This window comes from Reyranella sp. GW821-FHT12G01 (assembly GCF_058806575.1).
The window spans coordinates 2,857,556-2,879,250 of record NZ_JBXAPV010000001.1; the positions used below are offsets into that span (position 1 = coordinate 2,857,556).

Annotated in this window: 21 protein-coding genes; 5 read left to right on the forward strand and 16 right to left on the reverse strand. The window is 65.5% G+C overall.

Annotated features, from left to right (window positions below; translation table 11 throughout):
- Positions 1 to 60: 60 nt before the first annotated feature.
- The gene (locus tag AC1RP5_RS13815) at positions 61 to 990 is read right to left on the reverse strand and encodes a fumarylacetoacetate hydrolase family protein (RefSeq protein WP_493111366.1); all 930 of its coding nucleotides are present in this window, start codon (positions 988 to 990) and stop codon (positions 61 to 63) included.
- Positions 987 to 1,319, reverse strand: a complete 333-nt coding sequence (locus tag AC1RP5_RS13820; protein ID WP_493111367.1) for a carboxymuconolactone decarboxylase family protein — start codon at positions 1,317 to 1,319, stop codon at positions 987 to 989. The genes AC1RP5_RS13815 and AC1RP5_RS13820 overlap by 4 nt, the downstream gene beginning before the upstream one ends.
- Before the next feature lie 63 nt (positions 1,320 to 1,382).
- On the opposite strand from AC1RP5_RS13820, the gene AC1RP5_RS13825 reads away from it, so the two are divergent.
- Entirely contained in the window at positions 1,383 to 2,330 is a 948-nt protein-coding gene (locus AC1RP5_RS13825; RefSeq protein ID WP_493111369.1) for a VOC family protein, read from the forward strand.
- Positions 2,331 to 2,340: 10 nt separating this feature from the next.
- Here the strand turns inward: AC1RP5_RS13825 and AC1RP5_RS13830 are convergent, their stop codons facing one another.
- From AC1RP5_RS13830 to AC1RP5_RS13875, 10 genes are read right to left on the reverse strand one after another with little or no spacing between them, the layout of a single operon-like run.
- Positions 2,341 to 3,210, reverse strand: coding sequence for a fumarylacetoacetate hydrolase family protein (locus AC1RP5_RS13830; RefSeq protein ID WP_493111371.1), 870 nt, complete (start codon positions 3,208 to 3,210; stop codon positions 2,341 to 2,343).
- 14 nt (positions 3,211 to 3,224) lie between these two features.
- Positions 3,225 to 4,082: a DODA-type extradiol aromatic ring-opening family dioxygenase gene (locus AC1RP5_RS13835; protein ID WP_493111372.1), complete on the reverse strand. Its 858-nt coding sequence runs from the start codon at positions 4,080 to 4,082 to the stop codon at positions 3,225 to 3,227.
- 4 nt (positions 4,083 to 4,086) lie between these two features.
- The gene (locus AC1RP5_RS13840) at positions 4,087 to 6,423 is read right to left on the reverse strand and encodes a xanthine dehydrogenase family protein molybdopterin-binding subunit (RefSeq protein ID WP_493111374.1); all 2,337 of its coding nucleotides are present in this window, start codon (positions 6,421 to 6,423) and stop codon (positions 4,087 to 4,089) included.
- 36 nt (positions 6,424 to 6,459) lie between these two features.
- Complete coding sequence (locus tag AC1RP5_RS13845; protein WP_493111376.1) at positions 6,460 to 7,425, reverse strand: Bug family tripartite tricarboxylate transporter substrate binding protein; 966 nt, start codon at positions 7,423 to 7,425, stop codon at positions 6,460 to 6,462.
- A 37-nt stretch (positions 7,426 to 7,462) separates the two neighbouring features.
- Complete coding sequence (locus AC1RP5_RS13850) at positions 7,463 to 8,692, reverse strand: VOC family protein (protein ID WP_493111378.1); 1,230 nt, start codon at positions 8,690 to 8,692, stop codon at positions 7,463 to 7,465.
- Positions 8,693 to 8,703: 11 nt separating this feature from the next.
- Positions 8,704 to 9,483, reverse strand: coding sequence for an FCD domain-containing protein (locus AC1RP5_RS13855; RefSeq protein WP_493111380.1), 780 nt, complete (start codon positions 9,481 to 9,483; stop codon positions 8,704 to 8,706).
- Between the two features lie 9 nt (positions 9,484 to 9,492).
- Positions 9,493 to 10,200 carry an ABC transporter ATP-binding protein gene (locus AC1RP5_RS13860; protein ID WP_493111381.1) on the reverse strand — a complete coding sequence of 236 codons (708 nt, stop codon included), beginning with the start codon at positions 10,198 to 10,200 and terminating at the stop codon, positions 9,493 to 9,495.
- On the reverse strand, positions 10,190 to 11,938 hold the full coding sequence (locus AC1RP5_RS13865) for a branched-chain amino acid ABC transporter ATP-binding protein/permease (protein ID WP_493111383.1): 1,749 nt from the start codon (positions 11,936 to 11,938) through the stop codon (positions 10,190 to 10,192). Before AC1RP5_RS13865 ends, AC1RP5_RS13860 begins: the two co-directional genes overlap by 11 nt.
- Positions 11,935 to 12,786 carry a branched-chain amino acid ABC transporter permease gene (locus tag AC1RP5_RS13870; RefSeq protein ID WP_493111385.1) on the reverse strand — a complete coding sequence of 284 codons (852 nt, stop codon included), beginning with the start codon at positions 12,784 to 12,786 and terminating at the stop codon, positions 11,935 to 11,937. The genes AC1RP5_RS13865 and AC1RP5_RS13870 overlap by 4 nt, the downstream gene beginning before the upstream one ends.
- 6 nt (positions 12,787 to 12,792) lie before the next feature.
- Complete coding sequence (locus tag AC1RP5_RS13875; RefSeq protein ID WP_493111387.1) at positions 12,793 to 13,962, reverse strand: amino acid ABC transporter substrate-binding protein; 1,170 nt, start codon at positions 13,960 to 13,962, stop codon at positions 12,793 to 12,795.
- 256 nt (positions 13,963 to 14,218) lie between these two features.
- Here AC1RP5_RS13875 and AC1RP5_RS13880 point away from each other — a divergent pair, with 256 nt between their 5' ends.
- Both AC1RP5_RS13880 and AC1RP5_RS13885 read left to right on the forward strand, forming a co-directional pair.
- The gene (locus AC1RP5_RS13880) at positions 14,219 to 15,271 is read left to right on the forward strand and encodes an alcohol dehydrogenase (protein WP_493111388.1); all 1,053 of its coding nucleotides are present in this window, start codon (positions 14,219 to 14,221) and stop codon (positions 15,269 to 15,271) included.
- The gene (locus AC1RP5_RS13885) at positions 15,268 to 16,233 is read left to right on the forward strand and encodes a class I SAM-dependent methyltransferase (RefSeq protein ID WP_493111389.1); all 966 of its coding nucleotides are present in this window, start codon (positions 15,268 to 15,270) and stop codon (positions 16,231 to 16,233) included. The genes AC1RP5_RS13880 and AC1RP5_RS13885 overlap by 4 nt, the downstream gene beginning before the upstream one ends.
- Here AC1RP5_RS13885 and AC1RP5_RS13890 read toward each other — a convergent pair.
- Positions 16,208 to 16,963, reverse strand: coding sequence for a TlyA family RNA methyltransferase (locus AC1RP5_RS13890; RefSeq protein ID WP_493111391.1), 756 nt, complete (start codon positions 16,961 to 16,963; stop codon positions 16,208 to 16,210). The genes AC1RP5_RS13885 and AC1RP5_RS13890 overlap by 26 nt on opposite strands.
- Positions 16,964 to 17,001: 38 nt before the next feature.
- Between AC1RP5_RS13890 and AC1RP5_RS13895 the strand changes: the two genes are divergently transcribed.
- Together AC1RP5_RS13895 and AC1RP5_RS13900 are read left to right on the forward strand one after the other, a co-directional pair.
- The gene (locus tag AC1RP5_RS13895; RefSeq protein ID WP_493111393.1) at positions 17,002 to 17,745 is read left to right on the forward strand and encodes an SDR family NAD(P)-dependent oxidoreductase; all 744 of its coding nucleotides are present in this window, start codon (positions 17,002 to 17,004) and stop codon (positions 17,743 to 17,745) included.
- A gap of 54 nt (positions 17,746 to 17,799) precedes the next feature.
- On the forward strand, positions 17,800 to 18,462 hold the full coding sequence (locus AC1RP5_RS13900) for a peroxiredoxin (RefSeq protein ID WP_493111395.1): 663 nt from the start codon (positions 17,800 to 17,802) through the stop codon (positions 18,460 to 18,462).
- Positions 18,463 to 18,473: 11 nt separating this feature from the next.
- Here the strand turns inward: AC1RP5_RS13900 and dxs are convergent, their stop codons facing one another.
- The 3 genes from dxs to AC1RP5_RS13915 are packed head-to-tail and all read right to left on the reverse strand — an operon-like array spanning position 18,474 to position 21,605.
- Positions 18,474 to 20,390 (reverse strand): 1-deoxy-D-xylulose-5-phosphate synthase, encoded by a 1,917-nt coding sequence (dxs, locus tag AC1RP5_RS13905; protein WP_493111396.1) that lies wholly within the window; start codon positions 20,388 to 20,390, stop codon positions 18,474 to 18,476.
- Between the two features lie 40 nt (positions 20,391 to 20,430).
- Complete coding sequence (locus AC1RP5_RS13910; RefSeq protein WP_493111398.1) at positions 20,431 to 21,339, reverse strand: polyprenyl synthetase family protein; 909 nt, start codon at positions 21,337 to 21,339, stop codon at positions 20,431 to 20,433.
- Between the two features lie 11 nt (positions 21,340 to 21,350).
- Positions 21,351 to 21,605, reverse strand: a complete 255-nt coding sequence (locus AC1RP5_RS13915; RefSeq protein ID WP_296322317.1) for an exodeoxyribonuclease VII small subunit — start codon at positions 21,603 to 21,605, stop codon at positions 21,351 to 21,353.
- Between the last annotated feature and the right edge of the window lie 90 nt (positions 21,606 to 21,695).

A 21,695-nucleotide genomic window follows, 5' to 3' on the forward strand; every position in this document is an offset into this window, starting at 1 on the left:
GAAACCGCGGCGCCCTTTCATTTTGTCTTCGAGCCGGATCAACGGCTCGCCACGTCGCCGTTACTTGGCGTACTTGCCCGTGAGCTGCGGCGTGTGCGGGCCCTCGCCGCCCTTCTCCTTGTGCTGGAGACGCGTGGTGCGGGCCCAGGTGCGCTTTAGCTCGTCCTTCACGCTGAACTTCAGCGTGCCGATCTTCTCGACCGTCAGCTCGATCTTGTCCCCGTCCATGAACGAGTTGAGACCGCGATGGTTGGTGCCGGTGGCGACGATGTCGCCGGGCTCAAGCGTATGGATCGAGCTCACCCATTCGATGATGTGCGGGATGTGGTGCGCCATGTCGGAGGTGTTGAACTTCTGCATCACGGTGCCGTTGTTGGTCAGGGTGATGTTGAGGTTCTGCGGATCGGCGATCTCGTCGGCGGTGACGATGCACGGACCGATCGGCGCGAACGTGTCACGCGACTTCATCTGGAAGAACACGTTGCCCGGCGGCGGCAGGCCGCGGGCCGATCCGTCGATGAAGCAGGTGTAACCGAAGATGTGCTTGAAAGCGTCGGCCGGCGCCACGCGCGTGGCGCGCTTGCCGATGATCAGCGCCATCTCCGCCTCACCCTCGAAGATCGAGGCCGGCGCGTCGGGCAGCACCATCGTGTCGCCGTCGCCGATCACCGCGGTCGCCGCCTTGTGGAAGGCGTTGATGGCGGGCTTCTCCGGCAACGTGCCGTCTTCCATGTAGTTCACCGCCATGCAGACGATGTTGCCGGGCTTCGGCACCGGCGGACGCAGCTTCACGCCCGACACCGGCACGCCTTTGCCGTCGGCGGCAGCCTTCTCGACCTTGGCCTTGTAGGAATCCCACTTGGCGATGAGGCCGATGATGAGATCCCGCGAATCGAGATGCGGGATGTCCTTCACGGCATCCGTCACGTCGACGACCTGGTCGCCCTTGATGACGCCCAGGCGGTAGTCATTGAAATAGCAAAGCTTCACTTCTTCTCTCCCTCTTCGAGCACTTTCTTGGCGACGTTGGCAGCCGACATGGCCGTCGGCCAGCCGGAATAGAATGCGAGATGCGTGATGAGTTCTATCAGCTCATCCTTGGTCACGCCGTTGTTGATAGCGCGGGCGAAATGACCCGTCTGCTGCTCCGTGCGATTCATCGCCACCAGGGCTGCACACGTTATGAGGCTGCGGTCTCGCTTCGACAGGCCGGGACGCTCCCAGACGTCACCGAACACGACATTGTCGGTTAGTTCGATCAGCTTCGGGGCAAAGGACCGGAGCGCGTCGCGCGGATTGGGAGCCGGCGGCTTGGACATTGTTTCTCTCCTTTTCAGGGTCGGACGACGGGGCTAGCGTTCCTCCAAAGAGCGGAGGAAACAATGGCCGTAATCAAGGCTGCGGAATTTGCCTGGCCCCGGATGGAGGCGCCCGACCTCGACCAGATGGAGGAGTTCCTCACCCATTTCGGCCTGGTCCGGTCCGAACGCACGCCCGACGCGCTCTACATGCGCGGCACCGACGATCACCATCATCTTCATGTCACACACAAGGGCGGCACGAAGTTCATTGGCTTCGCCTATCACGCGGCCGACGAGGACGATCTGAAGCGCCTCGCGAAGCTGCCCGGCGCTTCGGGCATCGAGACACTGGACGAGCCCGGCGGCGGCAAGCGTGTCCGCCTCACCGAGCCCAACGGTTATCGGATCGAAGTCGTCTCGGGACAGACGCGCATCGAGCCGATCAAGATCGCCCGCGACGAGCACAACACCGCGCGAGAGCCCAGCCGCCGGGTCGGCCGCGTGATGCGGCTCGGCAAGTCGCCCACATCGATCCAGCGGATCGGTCATGGTGTGCTCTCCTCGCCGAAGGTGACCGAGACCGTGGCCTGGTTCCGCGAGACGCTGGGCATGATCCGCTCCGACGACGTCTATGTCGGCGAGAAGGAAAACATCATCGGCTCGTTCAACCGTCTCGATCGCGGCGACGCCTATGTCGATCACCATGTCTTCTTCTGCAATCACAACACCAGGGCCGGCCTGAACCACGTTTCCTACGAGGTTCAGGACATCGACTGCGTCTTCCAGGATCACGAGTACATCAAGCGGCTGGGCAAGTACGACCATATGTGGGGCATCGGTCGCCACCTGCTGGGCAGCCAGGTCTACGACTACTGGTGCGATCCATGGGGCCGCGTGCACGAGAGGTGGGCCGACACCGACCGCCTGAACGCGGCCAATGGCGGCAACCTGCTCAGTGCCGAGGAAGGCTTCCAGTCGCAATGGGGCGACCGGCCGCCTGACCGTTTCCTGGGTCACGCCAGCCCCTGAAGGCCGCGGCCTACTTCGTCTTGAACTTGTCGGGCAGGCGCTCCTCGTTGCCGAGCGCCACCTTGCGTACGCCCTCGCTGTCGGGGCTGGGCGGGAAGCCTTCGGATGCGCGCGGCGCCGGCGTCTCGACGACCGTGTTGGACAGGCGGCCAACGCCGGTCACCTCGATGTCGATCGTGTCGCCGGCTTCGAGCGGGCGCGAGTTGGCCGGCGTGCCCGTCAGCAGGATGTCGCCCGGCAGGAAGGTGATGTGTCGCGCCAGGTCGGCGATCAGGTAGCCGCAGTCGAAGATCTGCTCGCTGACCGCGCCCTCCTGCACCATCTTGCCGTTCTTGTAGCTGCGCAACGTCGACTTGCGGACGTCGACACCCGACACGAGCCCCGGCCCGATCGGGCAGAACCCGTCCATACCCTTCACGCGCAGCATCGAGCCCCCGTCGGTGTCGCGGAAGTCATGGCAGCCGAAATCGTTGGCCGGTGCGAAACCGGCGATGCAATCCCAGGCCTCTTCCCGGCTCACGTTCTTCGTGACCTTGGAGAAGACGACGGCCATCTCGCCTTCGTAGTTCACGTACTTGTAGCCCTTGGGCTTCACCAACTCGCCCTTGTGGGCGTTGAGCGCCGTCAGCGGCTTCTGGAAATAGGTCGGCGTCTTGGGCGGTGTGTGCGTGTTGTTGAACTCGTAGTAGCGCGAGATGTAGTTCACATGGACGCAGAGGATCTTCGTCGGATTGCACGGCGGCAGGTGCACGACGTCCTTCTCGTCGGCGGTGCGCCCGTCGGCAAAGACGATCTTGCCGTCCTTGAACTCGACCCAATAGGCGCTGCCGTCCTTCATGACGTGACGGATTTCCTTGCGCGGTCCCTCGAGTACGCTCATCTCAACAACTCCCCCTACTGAAGATCGAACCAGACATGAACATTGCCGGTGCCGGCCGCGTTCTCGTATTCCGAGAGCTGCGTGCCGCGGGCGCGGCAATTCCTGCCGCCCAGCGCCCCCATCATCTGCGCGTAGTGCGCGCCATGACCTTCGTATTTCGCCGCTTCCAGTTCCGGGAACCGGTCGATCACCGTGTCGTGCCGGCCCTGCTTCCAGAGCTCCAGTACTTCCATGTCGAGTGCACGGTTCTTCGGCTCCGACACGTTGTCGGGATGCCAGGCGCGCGGATTCGGCGGCACATGGTCGAGGTCGTAGAATTTGTGGCTCATCGCGCCCGAAGCCAGCAGCACGACCCGTGCGTCAGAGCGCCGGATCGCCTCGCCGACGACCTCGCCCATCTGCAGGAAATGCTTCAGCTTCGCGGTCTGACAGGTGCCGACGCTCAACACCTTCTCGCCGCGGCCGAGATAGTGGATCACGTTCAGGGTCGGATAGTGCAGCGGCAGCGTCTCCTCGACGACGTTGCGCGCCGCGACCTTCTTCTCCTGCGCCACCTTCTCGACTTCGGCGGCCAGCGCCGGTGCGCCCGCATGATCGTAGGGGAAGCGCGTCATCGAGAACGGCAGCTCATCGGACGTATAGGAACCCTTGTAGTGCGCCGCACCCGCCACGAGATGCAGTGACGTGGTGAGCCAGTGCGTGTCGAACAGCACGAACGTGTCGGGCTTCACCTCGTCGATCTTCGCGCGCACGCGATCGAAGCCCTCGATCAGGTCGGAGTCGCGGCCGTTGCCGCGCTGGACCCGGATCTCCTTCGGTTGCACCAGGCCGGGATGGTGCGAAACGACGGCCGCGCCGACGATCTGGCCCATACGTCTATGCTCCCTTCGCCGCCTGGATGGCACGCCAGACATTCTCCGCCGTGGCCGGCATGACCACGTCGCGGACGCCGAGCGGCGCCAGCGCGTCGATCACGGCATTCATGACAACAGGCATAGCGCCCACCGTGCCCGCCTCGCCCGCGCCCTTGGCGCCCAACGGATTGTATTTGGTCGGCACGGGGTTCGACTTTACTTCCATGCTGCACATCATGTCGGCGCGGGGCATCGTGTAGTCGAGGAAGCTCGCGGTCAGGAGCTGGCCGCTCTCGCGGTCCCAGATCACCTGTTCGCCCAGGATCTGGCCGACGCCCTGCGCCACCCCACCGTGAATCTGCCCCTTGAGACCGATCGGGTTCATCACCGTGCCGACATCGTCAACCACCGCATATCGTTCGAGTTTCACCTCGCCGGTGTCCGGGTCGACTTCGACCTCGCAGATATGGCAGCCGTTAGGATAGGTGTCCTTCTCGCCGAGATAGGTCGCGTTCTCGTAGAGGCCGCCCTCGAAGCCGCTCTTGGGCCACTTGGTCGGATTGAACGCGGCCATCGCGACCGCCTTGAGCGACACGGTCTTGTCCGTGCCCTTCACCTTGAAGATGCCTTCGGCGAACTCGATGTCCTGCTCGCCGGCCTCAAGGAGATGGCCGGCCAGTCGCTTGCCCTTCTCGATCACCTTCTCGGCCGCCATGAACAGGGCCGAGCCGCCCAGCACGGTCGAGCGCGAGCCGTTGGTGCCCATGCCGAACGCCACACGATCCGTATCGCCGTCGATGAACTGCACGTCGTGCGGGTCGATGCCCAGCCGCTCGTTCAGGATCTGCTTGAACATGGTCTCATGGCCCTGCCCCTGCGCTTTGGTGCCCATCAGCAGCGCCGCCGTGCCGGCCGGGTTGAAGCGGATCTCGGCATATTCCGGCTGGGCCGTGCCAGCCGCCTGTTCGATCGCGTTGATGATGCCGAGCCCGCGCAGCTTGCCGCGCTTCTTTGATTCGTCGGCGCGCGACGCGTAGCCCGCGACGTCAGCGAGCTTCAGCGCCATGTCGAGATTCTTCTCGAACTCGCCGCAGTCGTAGAACGGCCCGACCGGACTCTGATACGGCAGGGCCGCCTCGGACAGCATGTTCTTGCGCCGCAACTCGATCCGGTCAACGCCCAGCTCGCGCGCCGCATCGTCAATCAGCCGCTCAATCAGGTAGATGGCCTCCGGCCGCCCCGCCCCGCGATAGGGAGCCGTCGGGTTGGTGTTGGAGAGCACGCCCACCACGTTGATGTAGGCCTTGGGGATCAGATAGACGCCCAGCACCGTGCCGATCATGCCGAAGGGCGACAGCAGGTTGCGGTCCGAGCCGACATAGGCGCCGATATTCGCCAGCATGTTGAGACGCAACGCAACGAACTTGTTGTCGGCATCGAGTGCCAACTCGAGCTCGCCGACATTGTCGCGGCCATGCTCGTCAGCCATCACCGCCTCTGAGCGCTCGCAGCACCACTTCACCGGCCGCAGCAGCTTGCGCGCCGCCCACAGAGTCAGGCGATGCTCGACATACTGCCAGCCCTTGGTGCCGAAGCCGCCGCCGACATCGCCGGTAATGACCCGCATCTTGCTCTCGGGCACCTTGAACACGTTCTGCGCCAGCATGTTGCGCACGCGATGGGGATACTGCACGTCTGCGTAGAGCGTCATGCGGTCCTCGCCCTGGTCGTAGACGCCGAGCGTCCCGCGCGGCTCCATGTACTGGGCATGCACGCGCGTGATGACGTAGCGGCGCCGGATGACCTTGGCCGCTCCCTTGATCGCTTCCTCGGTCGCCGCCTTGTTGCCGCGCTCGATGAAGTTGGAAATGTTGTCGGGGCAATCGTCCCAGACCGCCGGCGCACCGGGCTTCACCGTGTCCTCGGTCAGCGTCACCGAGGGGATCGGCTCGTAGTCGATCTCGACCAGCTCGGCCGCATCCTTGGCTTCGGCCAGGGTCTCGGCGATCACCATCGCCACCGGATCGCCGACATAGCGAACCCGGTCAACGACCAGCGCCGGCCGCTGCGGTGCATACATCGGCTTACCGTCAGGCCGCTTCCTCGGCATGTTGGCCTTGGGCATGCCAAGGCCGTCGGCGACCACGTCGTGGCCTGTGTAGACGGCGAGAACACCAGGGGCCGCGGCTGCGGCCTCGGTGCTTATCGACCGGATCTTCGCATGCGCGTGAGGCGAGCGAACGAACACCGCATAGGTCTGACCATGCAGGTTGATGTCGTTGACGAAGCGGCCCTGCCCGCGCAACAGACGCGGGTCCTCGAAACGCAACACCGGCTGGCCGATTCCATACTTGCTCATGACGCTCTCACTCCCGGCGAACTTCGAAATTCAATCTCAGGTCTGGTTGACGACGTGGGCCAGTGGGCGCCAACGCGCCATGTCGGCCTCGACCCGCGCCCGGAACTCAGCCGGACTGCTGAGCGTCGTGTCGTTGCCCAGCTCTTCGAGCTTGGCCTTGATGTCGGGCCGCGCCATCGCCTGCCTGAATGCGTCGTAGAGCCGATCGCGAATGGCAGGCGGCAGACCGGCCGGTGCGGTGAATCCCAGCCACGACACCACGTCGTAGTCCGGCACTATCGTCTCCGCGACGGTCGGCACGTTGGGGAATCCCGGATGCCGCTCCTTTGAGGTCACGGCAAGCGCACGCAGCTTGTCGGTCTTCATCAGCGGCTGGGCGTTGGAGAAGGTCACGACATGCATGTCGAGTCGCCCGCCCACGAGATCGTTGAAGGGCTGGCCGATGCCGCCCTTGTAGGGAATATGGGTCATCTTCGCGCCAGTCTTCTCGAGGATCAGCTCCATCGCCATGTGGAGCGTCGATCCCACACCCGATGTGCCGTAGGTGAGTTTACCCGGCTCACGCCTGCCCTCTTCGATATAGGCCTGGAGCGTCTTGAAGCGCGACTCCGGCGCGACGGTGAGGACGAAGGGAAAGCGCGTGACGATCGAGATGAAGTCGAAGTCCTTCAGGAGATCGTAGCTCAGGCTGCGGTCGGTGGCGGACACCACCGCCTGCCCGCCGGTCATCAGATAGAGCGTGTAGCCGTCAGGCTTCATGCGTGCGATCTGGCTGGCGGCCAGCCGCTCGGCCGCACCAGGTCGCGGTTCGATGACGATCTGCTGTCCCAGAATCTCGGTCAGCGGCACGCTGAGATGGCGGGCGATCGTGTCGGGGTTGGAGCCGGCGTCGTAGCCGTGCATCAGGCGAATGGTTTGCGACGGGTAGGCCTGGGCACGCGCAATCGCGGGTGCTCCGACCGCCGCCGCCGCGGCAGACATCAGCAGACTCCTGCGTCTCATGTTTCCTCCTCCTGTTTTTTCATTGTTCGGGCCGCCGTTATCCCAGCGGTCCCATGAACGTCTGATCGGCATAGGTATCAGACATCGGCTCGATCGCCGCCGGCCAGTCCTTGCCGACCTTGCGGCGCAGCTCGGCTGGACGCGGTTTGCCGTCCCAGCCGATACGCTCCATGTAATAGTGCAGCATGATGCAGTGGCCGGCCGGATCGATGATGTGCGCGGCATAGTCGACGCCGGGATAGAGTTCCGGCGGGATGGCGTCGGTGAACTGCACACCATGCTTCTTCAGGAAGGTCACCGCGTCGCGCAGCTGCTGGTAGCTGCCGACCTCGACGCCCATCGAAGCGCAGCTCGTGTCGGGATTGAGACCGAGCTCGCCGCGCAGCGCCTTGGGGAACAGCGACAGCGAATGGTGCTCGCTGCCGTTGCGCAGGAAGACGCAGCGATGGCCCTTCCAGGTCACAACCTCGGTCCGGATGAAGCCCATCGTCTGGGTGTAGAAGGCTTCCGATGCACCGACGTCGGCCACGAACAAGCTCATCGGGCCGATGCTGGTGACCTTGAACGGCCGTGGCAGGCGCGTGCCGGCGACGATGTATTCCTCGCCCGTCTTGTCCTGGATCACGTTGCCCGAGTTGATATCGATGCCCTTGGCGATGGCGTCGCGCACCTCCTGCTCCTCGGAGATCTGCGGCAGCTCGGGCGTCTCGCGGAAGGCCCGGTAGTACATCGATTCCGGCTTGGAGCGGCCGTCCCAGCCGATCTGCTCCATGCCGTAGTAGAGCTCGACCGTGTGGCCGTCGGGATCGCGAATATAGGTGTGCCAGTTGCTGCCCGGCATGTCGCGGCCGACGCGGCGGATCTCGACGTCGTGCTCGCGGAAGTAATCGGCCGCCGCGAAGACCTCGTCCATCGTGCCGACCTGCCAGGTGATCTGGTTCACCGTGACATCGCGCGAGACGGCATCATCACCGAAGATCGCGCCGAGCGACTTGTGGGCCAGCAGGAAGGCGTGATGGTCGGAATTGTGGCTCATGAAGATGATGCGCGGATCGCCCAGACGCTTCGCCATCTCTTCGCGGCCGGGCACCTTCGAGAAGTCACGCGTGTCGGTGACCCGGAAGCCCAGCAGGCGCTGGTAGAAGTCGAGGCCCTTGTCCATGTCGGCCACGTTGAAGCCGAAATGGCCGAGCCGGCGGATCTTGAACGGTCGCGGATAGCGCACGCCGCCGACATCGTAGGTCGCTGTCTTCTGAATGGTGTCCATCGCTTCTCTCCCTAGCTCTTGCGGCGCTTGGGTTTGAGCACCCTTGCATTGCCGCGGATCAGTCCCGGAACGTCGGCCACCGCCTGTTCGACGGTGGTGCGGATATGCTGCTCCAGCAGGGAGCAGGCGAGATCGGAATCGCGCGCCAGCACGGCGTCGCGGATTTCGAGATGCTCGTTGCGGCGATGCAGCCGGCTGTGGATCATCGTCAGCCAGTGATAGCGGCGGGCCTGGTCGAACAGCTCGCTGCGGTAATGCAGCGACCAGGGCGAACGGCAGGTCGCCACCAGCGCGTCGTGGTAGCGCTTGTGGCGCTTGCCCCATTCCTGCTTCACCGCCAGCGGGTCGTCCTGCTTCGGCGCCGCAAGCTTGCTGAGCAGAAAGTACGAGCTGACGATCTCCGCCTCCCAGGCGTCGGTGCCGTGGCGGATGGCGTCGGCCAGCGTCTTGGTCTCGAGATAGACGCGCAGCTCGGAGAGATCGAGGAAGTCGGCCAGCGAGATCGGCGACACCTGGAAGCCGCGGCCCGCTTCGGTCCGCGCCAGCCCTTCGGAGACGAGATGCGACAGCGCCTCGCGCAGAGTGCCGACGCTGGTGTCGTAGCGCTGGCGCAGCTCGCCGAATTTCAGCTTCTGATCGGGCTTCAGCACGCAGCACAGGATGTCCTCGCGCATCTTACGCAGGACGTCGAACGTCGCCGCGTCCTCGCGGCTGACATCCTGCGGCGCGGTGGTCGCCGACAGGTTCTCGTTGGCGCCCTCGAACGGGACAGTGGAAAGGACTTTGGCCATGAAGGCTCCTCAAACTCCCAGGTAAGCTTCGCGTATGTGCGGCTGCTTCATTAACTCGTCAGGCAGGCCGGTCGCCACGATGCGGCCCTGCTCCAGCACGTAAGCGCGGTCGGCGACACTGAGCGCCTTCACCACGTTCTGCTCGACCAGCAGCACCGCGGCGCCGTCGTCACGCACGCGGACGATGATGTCGAACATGTCGTCGACGATGGTCGGCGCGAGACCGAGCGACGGCTCGTCGAACAGCACGATGCGCGGTTGCGCCATCAGGGCCCGGCCGATCGCCACCATCTGCTGCTGGCCGCCGGACAGCTCGCCGGCCGGCTGGCGGCACTTCTGGCGCAGGATCGGGAACAGGTCGTAGACCCGCTCCAGCGACTGCGCCCGCGCCGAGCGCGGCCCCGGCAGATAGCAGCCCAGTTCGAGGTTCTCCTCGACCGTCATCTTGGTGAACAGCCGCCGTCCCTCCGGCACCAGCGCAATACCGTGGCCGCAATAGCCGTGGGCGCGCACGCGCTTCATGTCGGCGCCATCGAAACGCAGCTCACCCTGCCGGCAGCGCAGCATGCCCGCGATGGCGTTGATCAGCGTCGTCTTGCCCGCACCGTTAGGCCCGATCACCGAGACGATCTCGCCGGCATCGACGTCGAGCGATACATCCCACACAGCAGACGCGTCGCCGTAGCCGACATGGAGGTTGCGGACTTCAAGCAGCATAGGCTTTGCCGAGATAGATGCTGACGACCCTCGGATCGCGCATGACGTCGCGCGGGGCGCCAAGCGCGAAGAGCTTGCCTTCATTCAGGACGGCGACCCGATCGGAGAGTTCGACGACGGCGCGCATGAGATGTTCGACGAAGACGATGGTGGCCCCTTGCGCCCGGATCGCGCGCACCAGCCGGATGGCATTGTCGACCTCGGCCGGGTTGAGACCCGACAGGACCTCGTCCAGCAGCAGCAGCTTGGGCTTGGCCGCCAACGCGCGCGCCAGCTCCAGGAACTTGCGCTCATGCAGGTTCAGTTCGGCCGGCAGCGACTCTTCCTTGCCGGCGAGGCCGGTGAAGCCGATCCAGTGCAGCGCCTCGGCCCGGGTTTCCGCGGCGCTGCGCGGCGGGCCGCCGAAGGTCGCGGCCATCGCCACGTTGTCGAGCACCGTCATATTCGCGAACGGCCGCGGGATCTGATAGGTGCGCGCCACGCCGCGACGGGCGATCTCGTGCGCAGGCAGGTGGCCGATCTCCGCGCCGTCGACCGTGATCGTGCCACCGGTCAGCGGATAGAAACCCGAGATGACGTTGATCAAGGTCGTCTTGCCCGAGCCATTCGGCCCGACCAGCCCCAGGATCTCGCCCTCGCGCACGTCGAGATCGACACCGGCCAGCGCCTGCAGGCCGCCGAACCGCTTGGCTGCCCCCCTCGCCTCCAGGATGTTGCGCGTGCCGACCTGGTGCGGCGTGGCGGGCACGACCGGCACTACGTCGGCATGGGTCTTCTCCTCGACCGGCCGGCGCCGCTTCATCCAGGCCTGGATCGCCGGCACGACGCCGTCGGGCAGCCACAGGATGGCGAGGATCAGGATCAGGCCGACCACCGCGCGGCCGACCATCGCCTCGCCGCCACTGATGAAGGCATAGAGCAGCGCCGTGATGACCGTCGCCCCGATCGCGGGTCCGAACCAGTTGCGCGAGCCGCCCAGCACGCTCATCAGCACGACATAGAGCGGCACGGTGAGTTCGAACGTGCCGCCCACCGTGAGGAAGCCGACATACATCGCGTGGATGCCGCCGACCGCGCCGGCGATGCCCGAGGACAAGGCGAAAGCGATCAGTTTGTAGCGGAAGGTCGGCACGCCCTTGGCTTCGGCGACATCCTCATCGTCATGGATGGCGAACAGGCCGAGGCCGAGCCGTGAATGGGCGACCCACCAGGCGATGCCGAGCGTCAGCACGCACATCAGGAAGCCCAGCATGTAGATCGTACCAGTCGGGGTCGGCATCAGATGCGGCAGTGGCACCGCGCTCATGAACACGCCGGCGCCGCCGTCGATCGGCGTGTTGAGGATCACCGTGGCGATCACGAAGGTGACGGCGAGCGTCAGCAACGCGAACAACTCGCCGCGCAGCCGCTTCATGCGGAACACGACCGCACCGATGCCGACGCCCAGCAGCGCCGCCATCGCCGCGGCGAGCGGCACCGTGGCCAGGAATGGCATGTCCGCCTTCGTCGTCAGCGTGGCGGTCGTGTACATGCCGACGCCGAAGAAGGCAGCGTGGCCCAGGCTGAAATAGCCCGCGAAGCCGGAGAGCAGCGCCCAGCTCGTCGACAGCGAGATCCAGAAGAAGACGAGATAAAAGAAAGAGTCGTAGAAGGCCGGGAGGCCCGCCGTCGGCAGGATCGCGAAAATCGCGATGCCAGCGACCGCCGCGACCTTGGGAATGTTGTGGCCCGCCGTCATGACCACTCCGGATCCCACAACAGGATGGCGATCAGCACCGAGAAGGACACGACCGGCGCCCAGGCGGGACTGAAGATCGCCATGGCGATCGATTCGCTGGCGCCGATCAGCAGGCCCGCCAGCAGCGCGCCCAGCGGATTGCCGAGGCGCCCGATGATCACCACCGCGAAGACGACGCCCAGCCAGGCCCAGATCTGGGCCGGCGCCAGGGTCGCGATCAGGGCGATGAAGGTGCCGGCGACACCGGCATAGGCAGCCCCGATCCCCGAGACCAGATAGGCGAGCTTGCGGTGATCGACGCCATAGGCCGCGGCGATATCGGCATCCTCCGCGCTCGCCCGCAGCGCCTTGCCGACATAGGTCTTGCGCAGCCACAGCCAGGTGCCCCAGGCCAGCACGCCGGCCACCAGGCAGAGGATCAGTTCGAGCACCGGGATGTAGAAAGGCCCTGCCTTGATCGACAGTGTCGAATAGTGCGTCTCGAAGCGGCGATAGTCGGCCGTCCAGTAGAGCTGGATGCCGACTTCGAGCATGACGGCGAAGCTGAAGGTGATCAGCAGCGAGCCCAGCTCGTTCACCTTGAAGCGGATGAACACCCAGTGCTGCGCGAGGCCAATGGCGAACATCGCCGGCACGATGACCAGCACCGACCACCAGGGCGCCACGTGATAGGTCGTGCCCAGCTCGTAGGTCAGGTAGGCCGCGAGGAAGGCGAGCGCGAAATGGCTGAGGTTGACCAGCCGCAGCAGGCCCCAGCTCAGGCTGAGGCCCAGCGCCAGCAAACCGTACATTCCGCCGGCCAGGACGCCCGAGATCAGCGCCTGGCCGAGTAGCGTTGCGCTTGGCATCCGTCGCTACGGCAGCAGCTTCACGCCGGGCGCCGCGAACTCCTTCGGCCAGACGACCTTCCACTCCTTGTTCTGCACCTGGCGGATGAGCTGCGCCGGGGCGCCGTGATTGTAGAGACCGTCGAACTTCAGCGGTCCGTAGATCGTGTTGACCACGTTCTTCTTCAGGAAGGCCGCGATCTGCTTGTCCTCGAGGCTCTTGGCGCCATTCACGCCCTGCTCGAGAATCTGCCATTCCGAGACCATGCCGGCCGCCTGCGCATCGATCAGCGGATAGGGCAGGTTCGCCTTGGTGGCGCGCTCTTTGTAAGCCTCGGCGATCTTGCGGACGCCGGGCCGGCTCATGAAGGGCTCGTCCGGCTCGAGGAAGGTCGACGACCAGGCAAGATTGCCATCCGGCGACAGCGCCAGCGGTCCTGGCGCGGGATAGAGATGGAAGCTGCCCTTCGGCGTGTATTCGAGCTTCTTCAACGCTTCGAGGATCTGGTTGCTCTCCAGTCCCAGCGAGCCCACCCACAGGAAGTCGGCGTTGGCCTCCTTCACGCGCGCGGCGATGGCGCCGAAGTCGCGGTTGCCGGCTTCGTATTCGAGATAGAGTGGCACCTTCACGCCACGCTTCTCCGCCTCCGTCTTCATGCCGTGCGCCATGAACTGCGCCGACGGGAACTTGCTGGTCAGCACCACCATGCTCTTGGGCGGCGCCGGCAGGCTGGCCATCGCATCGAGGATCACGTTGGGATAAGTCTTGTCGGGCTCCGGCCCGAACGGCGTCGCCGGAAACGCCATGTCGTAGGTCTGCAGCTTGGGGATGCCCATGCTGCTCTGGATGATGACCTTGCCGTAACGCTGGGCGACGCCCATCGCCGCCAGGATCGGCGCCGTCGCGTAAGGCCCCTGGATCAGGTCGACCTTGTCGACGGTGATCAGCTTCTCGTAGAGGCTGCGCGCCACGTCCGGCTTGGACTGGTCGTCCAGCAGCACATATTCGACGGGCCGGCCGAGGAAGCCGTCGCGGCTGTTGATCTCCTCGACCATGATCTCCGAGGCGATCTTGTGGATGACCGCGGTCTGGGCCAGGAACCCGGTCAGCGAGAGCGTGCCGCCCACCCGCACCGGCTTGCCCGAAGGCGCCGCCCGTACGATCGCCGGCGCCGCCAGCGCCGCAGTCGAACCCAACAATCCCGCCAAGACATGGCGACGCCGCCATGAGCCCACCCGCTCCTGCATTCGGCTTCCTCCTTCGACGTTTGCTTAATTTGAACGTCGTTGAAATAGAGCCTGCCGCAAGCATCGTCGTAAGTAAACGGATTTTCGAAACTTTCGAAAATATTGAATGTGGACCGTTCTGCGAGATCGGACGGTCGCGAGAAACGCAGACGGCGCACGTCTTTCGGCATATTCTCCGGCCCGGTTTTTAAACGGAGAAGTCCCAATGAAGAGCTACAAGGTCGTCGAGTTCGGCCAGCCGCTGCAGAAGGTCGAGGAAAGCAACCCGGCGCCGCAGGGCGGCGAGGTGCTGGTGAAAGTCACCGCCGCCGGCGTCTGCCACAGCGACGTCCATCTGTGGGAAGGCTTCTTCGACATGGGCGGCGGCAACAAGGTGTCGACGCAGAAGACGATGAACCCGCCGCGCACCATGGGCCACGAGATCGTGGGCGAGGTCGTGGCACTCGGCCCCGACGCCAAGGGCGCGAAGGTCGGCGACAAGGCCGTGGTCTATCCGTGGATCGGCTGCGGCACCTGCTGGTACTGCGCCAACGGCCGCGAGCATCTCTGCCCGACCCCGCGGGCGCTGGGCGTCAACAAGGACGGTGGCTACGCCGACCACGTGCTCGTGCCCGATGCGAAGTATCTCTACCCCTACGGCAACATCCCGACCGAGCTGGCCTGCCTCTATGCCTGCTCCGGCATCACGGCCTTCAGCGCGGTGAAGAAGGCGGTCGGCGAGGATGCCGGCAAGCCCATCCTGGTGATCGGCGCCGGCGGCGTCGGACTGATGGGCGTGCGGTTCGCGCAATCGGTGCTGGGCCATGCTCCGATCGTCGCCGACATCGACGAGGGCAAGCGCAAGCTGGCGCTCGAAAACGGCGCGATGGCCGCCGTCGATCCGCGCGACAAGGACGCGCGCAAGAAGATCATGGAGCTGACCGGCGGCACCGGCGTCGGCGCGGCGATCGATTTTGTCGGCGCCGACAGCACCGCGCAATTCGGCGTCCGCGCGCTGGCCCGCGGCGGTCGGCTGGTCGTCGTCGGCCTGTTCGGCGGCACCTTCTCGCTGCCGATGCCGATGTTCGCCTTCACCGGCTGCCAGATCGTGGGCTCCGTCACCGGCAGCCCCGGCGAGATGAAGGAGATGATGGACCTCGTCACCGCCGGCAAGGTGACGCCGGTGCCGATCGTCAAGCGCACGCTCGACGAGGCCGACACCACGCTGCAGGAGCTGCGCAAGGGCCTGATCATGGGGCGGGCCGTCCTCGTCCCGTGAGCCAGGCGACACGCGCCCTCGCCCACGCCTTCGACAACGGAGCGCTCGCCGCAAGGCGGGCGTTCTTTCTGCGCGCCGAAGAACCGCCTTTCGCGGAGATCGACGCGGAGCAGTCGTTCCGGCCGGCTTTCCTGCGCCTGAAGAAGGCCGTGCCACGCCTGGAGAGCGGCGGGCACGAGCTCGGCCTCGTGCTGCTGACCAAGCACAAGGAAGAGAACTTCGCCAACATCGCGCGCGGTTGGGCCCTTCTCACGCCCGGCGGCAGGTTGGTCTGTGCAGGCGCCAATGATGACGGCGCGGCGAGCCTCGAGAAGCATGTCGGCAAGGCCTTTGGTGGCGTCGACACGCTCTCGAAATTTCATAGCCGGGTCTTCTGGTTCACGAAGACAGCCGGCCACACGCCCCCCGACTATTGGCAGAAGCTCGCGACTTTGCAGCCAGTCGGCGACGGCTCGTGGCAAAGCCAGCCCGGCGTCTTCTCCTGGGATCATGTCGACGACGGCTCCGCCCTGCTCTCGGCGCACCTGCCCACGGATCTCTTCGGGCATGTCGCCGATTTCGGTTGCGGCTGGGGCTTCCTCACCCGGCACGTGCTGGCGACGAGCACTGCCGTGACGAAGATTGACGGTATCGACGCCGAGCATCGCGCCATCGAAGCGGCGCGCGCCAACGTCACCGATCCCCGTGCGGCCTTCCATTGGCTGGACCTGATCAACGAGGCGGCGCCGGGGACCTACGACGCCATCGTCTGCAATCCGCCCTTCCATGCCGGCCGCGCCGCCGAGCCCGCGCTCGGCCAGGGTTTCATTGCGGTCGCGGCCCGGGCGCTGAAGCCGCGCGGCCGCTTCTACATGGTCGCCAATCGCGGCCTGCCCTACGAGCCGCTGCTGAAAGCGAACTTCGCGTCGTTCGAAACGCTGGCCGACAACAACAAGTTCAGGGTGACGCTGGCGCGCCGCTGAACCGGCCGGCGATCAGGAACTCCTTGTTCCCTTCCGCGCCGGTGATCGGACTCTCCGTCACACCCAGCACCTGCCAGCCACTCTGCTCGGCCAGCCACGCCGAGATCGTCTCGACGACCTCGGTGTGAAGCTCCGGCTCGCGCACGATGCCGCCCTTGCCGACGCGGCCCTTGCCCACTTCGAATTGCGGCTTGATCAGCGCCGCCAAATGCGCGCCCGGCGCGGCGAGTGCCAGCGCGGGCGGCAGGACGAGCTTCAGGCTGACGAACGAGGCGTCGCAGACGACGAGGTCGACCAGCTCGGGAACTTCAGCGCGGGTGACGTCGCGGATATTGGTCTTCTCCATCGAGACGATGCGCGGATCGGTGCGCAGCTTCCAGGCGAGCTGATTGGTGCCGACATCGACGGCATAGACTTTCGCGGCTCCGTGCTGCAGCAGGCAATCGGTGAAGCCGCCGGTCGAAGAGCCGACATCGAGCGCGACGCGGCCCGTCACGGTGATCGCGAAGTGATCCAGCGCCTTCTCGAGCTTCAGCCCGCCGCGCGAGACATAAGGGTGAAGCTGGCCTCGCACCTCGAGCGGCGTGTCGGGCGCAACCGCCTGCCCTGCTTTTTCGAGCCGCCGGTCGTTCGAGAAGACGAGCCCCGCCATGACCAGCCGTTGCGCGGCGGCGCGTGTTTCCACGAGCCCGCGTTCGACCAGCGCCACGTCCAGACGAGTCTTCGCCAATACTGTCTCCCTTCGATTGTCCTGCTAGCATGGCGGGCATGAGCATGAAACTTCTGGAGGGCGAACGCGCCCTCGTCACCGGCTGCGCCGGCGGCATCGGCCGCGGCGTTGCCAATGCCTTGAAAGCTGAAGGCGCCATCGTCCTGGGCAGCGATATCACGGCGCCGCCCGCCGAAGACGGCATCGACTTCCTGCAGGCCGACCTTTCGAAGAAGGACGGCTGGAAAGGCCTGCTCGACGGTGCGCTCGCAAAGCTCGGAACGATCTCGCTGTTCGTGCATGCCGCGAGTCCGCGCCGCCTCGAAGCCGACACGCCGCTGTCGGTCAGCGAGGAGACATGGGACCTGATGACCGACATCAACCTGCGCTCCGGCTTCTTCCTCGGCCGTGAGGTCGGGCGTCACATGCGCAACAACAGGATCAAGGGTCGCATCATCCTGGTCACGTCGCAGCACCGCCAGACGCCGCGCAACCTGCCGCACTACAGCGCCTCCAAAGCCGGCATGACGATGGTGATGAAGGAGCTGGCTCGCGTGCTGGCGCCGGACGGTATCCGGGTAAATGCGATCGCGCCGGGCGCCATCCCGGGTGGCGGTTTCGTCTCCAACGACCTCGGATCGCTGGTCGCGCAGATCCCGTTGGGCCGCGCCGGCACGCCCGACGACATCGCCCAGGTCGCCGTAGCAATTCTGTCGGAAAGATTTGGCCGTTATGTCGTGGGCACGACGGTAGAAGTCGATGGTGGTTTGGGCCTCGCAAGCTGGATTCCTTCCAAGGCTTGACCGCGCCAGGCGGAAAGGTTGAGGTGCGGGCCGCCAAACCGGAGGACTTCAGCCATGACGCTTCGCATCAATTCGACCGCGCCCGATTTCAAGGCCGAGACGACCCAGGGTCCGATCGAGTTCCACAAGTGGATCGGCGACGGCTGGGCGATCCTGTTCTCGCACCCCAAGGATTTCACGCCGGTCTGCACGACCGAGCTCGGCTACATGGCCGGCCTCAAGCCGCAGTTCGACAAGCTCAACACCAAGATCATCGGCCTCTCGGTCGATCCCGTGACCAACCACTCCAAGTGGGCGAAGGACATCGAGGAGACTCAAGGCCACGCCGTCACCTATCCGATGATCGGCGATCCCGAGCTTAAGGTCGCGACCGCCTACGACATGCTGCCGGAAGGCGCCGGCACGACGTCGGACGGCCGTACCGCGGCCGACAACGCCACCGTGCGTTCGGTGTTCATCATCGGCCCGGACAAGAAGATCAAGGCGATGCTCACCTATCCGATGAGCACCGGCCGCAACTTCGACGAAGTGCTGCGCCTGCTGGAATCCTGCCAGCTCACGGCCAAGCACCAGGTGGCGACGCCGGTGAACTGGAAGAAGGGCGAGGACGTGATCATCGTCCCGGCCGTGTCCGACGAGGCCGCCAAGGCCAAGTATCCGAACGGCTGGAAGGCGCCGAAGCCCTACCTGCGCATCGTTCCCCAGCCCAAGGACTGAGGAAACGGCAATCAGCCTCGCGCGCGCTCGGTCTGCTGGCCGAGTGCCGCGAGCGCGGTCGCCACGATCTGCGGCGCGTTGAGGCCGGCCCATTCGTATTGCCTGGCCGGCGCGGCGTGATCGATGAAGCGGTCGGGCAGAACCATCGGCCGCACCTTCAGGCCGGCATCGAGCAGGCCTGCCGTCGCCAGATACTGCAACACGAAGCTCGAGAAGCCGCCGACCGAGCCTTCCTCGATCGTGATCAGCACTTCGTGCTCGCGTGCCAGGCGGCGGATCAGGTCGGTGTCGAGCGGCTTGGCGAAGCGGGCATCGGCCACCGTGGTGCTGAGCCCCTTGGCGCCGAGATCCTCGGCCGCCAGCAGGCACTCCTGCAGGCGCGCCCCGAAGTTCAGGATCGCGATCTTGGTGCCCTCGCGCACGATCCGGCCCTTGCCGATCTCCAGAGGCGTGCCCTTGGCCGGCAGCTCGACGCCGACGCCTTCGCCGCGCGGATAGCGGAAGGCCGAGGGGCGGTCGTCGATCTGGGCGGCCGTCGCCACCATGTTCATCAATTCGAGTTCGTCGGCCGCGGCCATGATGACGAACTCCGGCAGGCAGCCGAGATAGGCCACGTCGAACGAGCCGGCATGGGTAGCGCCGTCGGCGCCCACGAGACCGGCGCGATCGATGGCGAAGCGGACGGGAAGTTTCTGGAGCGCAACGTCGTGCACGACCTGGTCGAAGGCGCGCTGCAGGAACGTCGAATAGATGGCGGTGAACGGCTTGAAGCCCTCGGTCGCAAGACCGGCGGCGAAGGTGACGCCATGCTGCTCGGCGATCGCCACGTCGAAGGTGCGCTCGGGAAAGCGCTCGGCGAACTTGTCGAGGCCGGTGCCCGACGGCATCGCCGCGGTGATCGCCACGATCTTCTTGTCGGCTTCCGCTTCGGCGATCAGCGCCTTGGCGAACACGGCGGTGTATTGCGGCGCATTGGCGATCGGCTTGGACTGCTTACCGGTCACCACGTCGAACTTCACGACGCCATGGTACTTGTCCGCGCTCGCCTCGGCCGGGGCATAGCCCTTGCCTTTCTTGGTGACGACATGGACGAGGATCGGCTTGTCGAGCTTGCTGTCGCGGGCGTTCTTCAGCACCGGCAGCAGATGGTCCAGATTGTGACCGTCGACCGGGCCGACATAGTAGAAGCCCAGCTCGTCGAACAGGGTGCCGCCGGCCACGAAGCCGCGCGCGAATTCCTCGGCGCGTTTGGCGGCGAGTTCGAGCGGCTTGGGCAGGTTCTCGGCGAAGGTGCGCCCGAGGTTGCGCAGGGTGACGTAGGGCCGACCCGACAGCAGGCGCGACAGATGGCCCGACAACGCGCCGACCGGCGGCGCGATCGACATGTCGTTGTCGTTCAACACGACGATCAGCCGCGAACGCAGCGCGCCCGCATTGTTCATCGCCTCGTAGGCCATGCCGGCGCTGAGCGCGCCGTCGCCGATCACGGCGATCACGTTGTTGGAGCCGCCCGCGAGGTCGCGCGCCACCGCCATGCCGAGGCCGGCCGAGATCGACGTCGAGGAATGGGCGGCACCGAACGGGTCGTACTCGCTCTCGGCGCGCTGCGTGAAGCCCGACAACCCACCTTCCTGGCGCAGCGTGCGGATGCGGCTGCGGCGGCCGGTGACGATCTTGTGGGGATAGGCCTGGTGGCCGACGTCCCAGATCAGGCGGTCGGCCGGCGTGTCGAAGACGTAGTGCAGCGCCACGGTGAGTTCGACGACGCCCAGCCCCGCGCCGAGATGGCCGCCGGTGACGGAAACGGCCGAGATCGTCTCCTGGCGCAGCTCGTCCGCAAGCTGGCGCAGTTGCTCTGCGCGCAGACGGCGGATGTCAGCGGGAATGTCGACGGTGTCGAGAAGCGGCGTCGTGCTCTGGCCGGTCATTGAAAGATCATACTCCTGCACAGCGACCTGTGCCCCAACTTCAAGTGCGGCGCGCCACGACGAATTCTGTGGCTTGCTTTAGCAAATCCGCCGCCTCGCCAAACGGCTCGAGATGCGCGGCGGCCTGTCGCGCCAGCATCCCCGCCTGTGCCCGCGCCCGCTCGACGCCCAGGATCGACACGAACGTCGCCTTGCCCGCCGCCTCGTCCTTGCCCGTCGCCTTGCCGAGTTCCTCGGCATTGCCCTCGATGTCGAGCAGGTCGTCGACGATCTGGAAGGCGAGGCCCAGGTCGTGCGCGTAAGCTGACAGCGCGGCCCGCATGGTCTCGCTGGCCTTGCCCAGGATCGCACCCGCTGTGCAGGAGAAGGAGATCAGCGCGCCCGTCTTCAGTCGTTGGAGATGCGTGATGGCGCCGATCGACTGGTCGGAGCCCTCTTCCTCGGCCAGGAGATCGAGCATCTGGCCGCCCACCATGCCGCGCGCGCCAGCGGCCTTGGCGAGTTCGCCCACCAGCGCCATGCGCACCGCCGGATCGCCATGCGTGTCCTCGTGCGCCAGCACCTCGAAGGCCAGCGCCTGCAGTGCATCGCCCGCCAGGATGGCCGTCGCCTCGTCGAATTGCCGGTGGCATGTGGGCTTGCCGCGCCTCAATTCGTCGTCGTCCATTGCCGGCAGATCATCATGGATCAGCGAATAGGCGTGCACGAACTCGATGGCGGACGCGGTGCGCAGGGCGGGCAAGGTGCCGACCTTGAACAGCGTGGCCGTCGCCAGGACGAAGAAGGCGCGAAGCCGCTTGCCCCCGCCCAGGCTGGAATAACGCATTGCCTCGAAGACGCGCGCCTCGCCCGAAGCGCCGGACGGCAGCAGGCGGTCCATGGTGCGTTCGACGGACTCGGCCGCGAACGAGAGCGCAGTGCCAAACTGGGTATGCGACGACAAAGGCATGGCGAAGGAAATCAGCCGAGGTCGGCGGGTTGCGTCGCGACCGAGCCGTCGGCGGAGAACACGATCTTTTCCACCTTCATCTTGGCCTCGGCGAGCCGCTGCTCGCAGTGACGCTTCAGCAACGCGCCCCTTTCGTAAGCCGAAATCGCCTCGTCGAGTTTGACCTGGCCGCGCTCGAGCTGCTGGACGATGCCCTCCAGCTCCTTCAGTGCGTCTTCAAAAGACAGGGCGGTAATGTCCTTCGGCAGGGTGGGTTCTTTGGCCAATTTTTGCCTCTTAAAGGGGTTGGTCCGGATCGTACCCGGACGGCGCGAACATGCCGAAAGATGCCGCCCGCGTCATCAAAATAGGCCGAA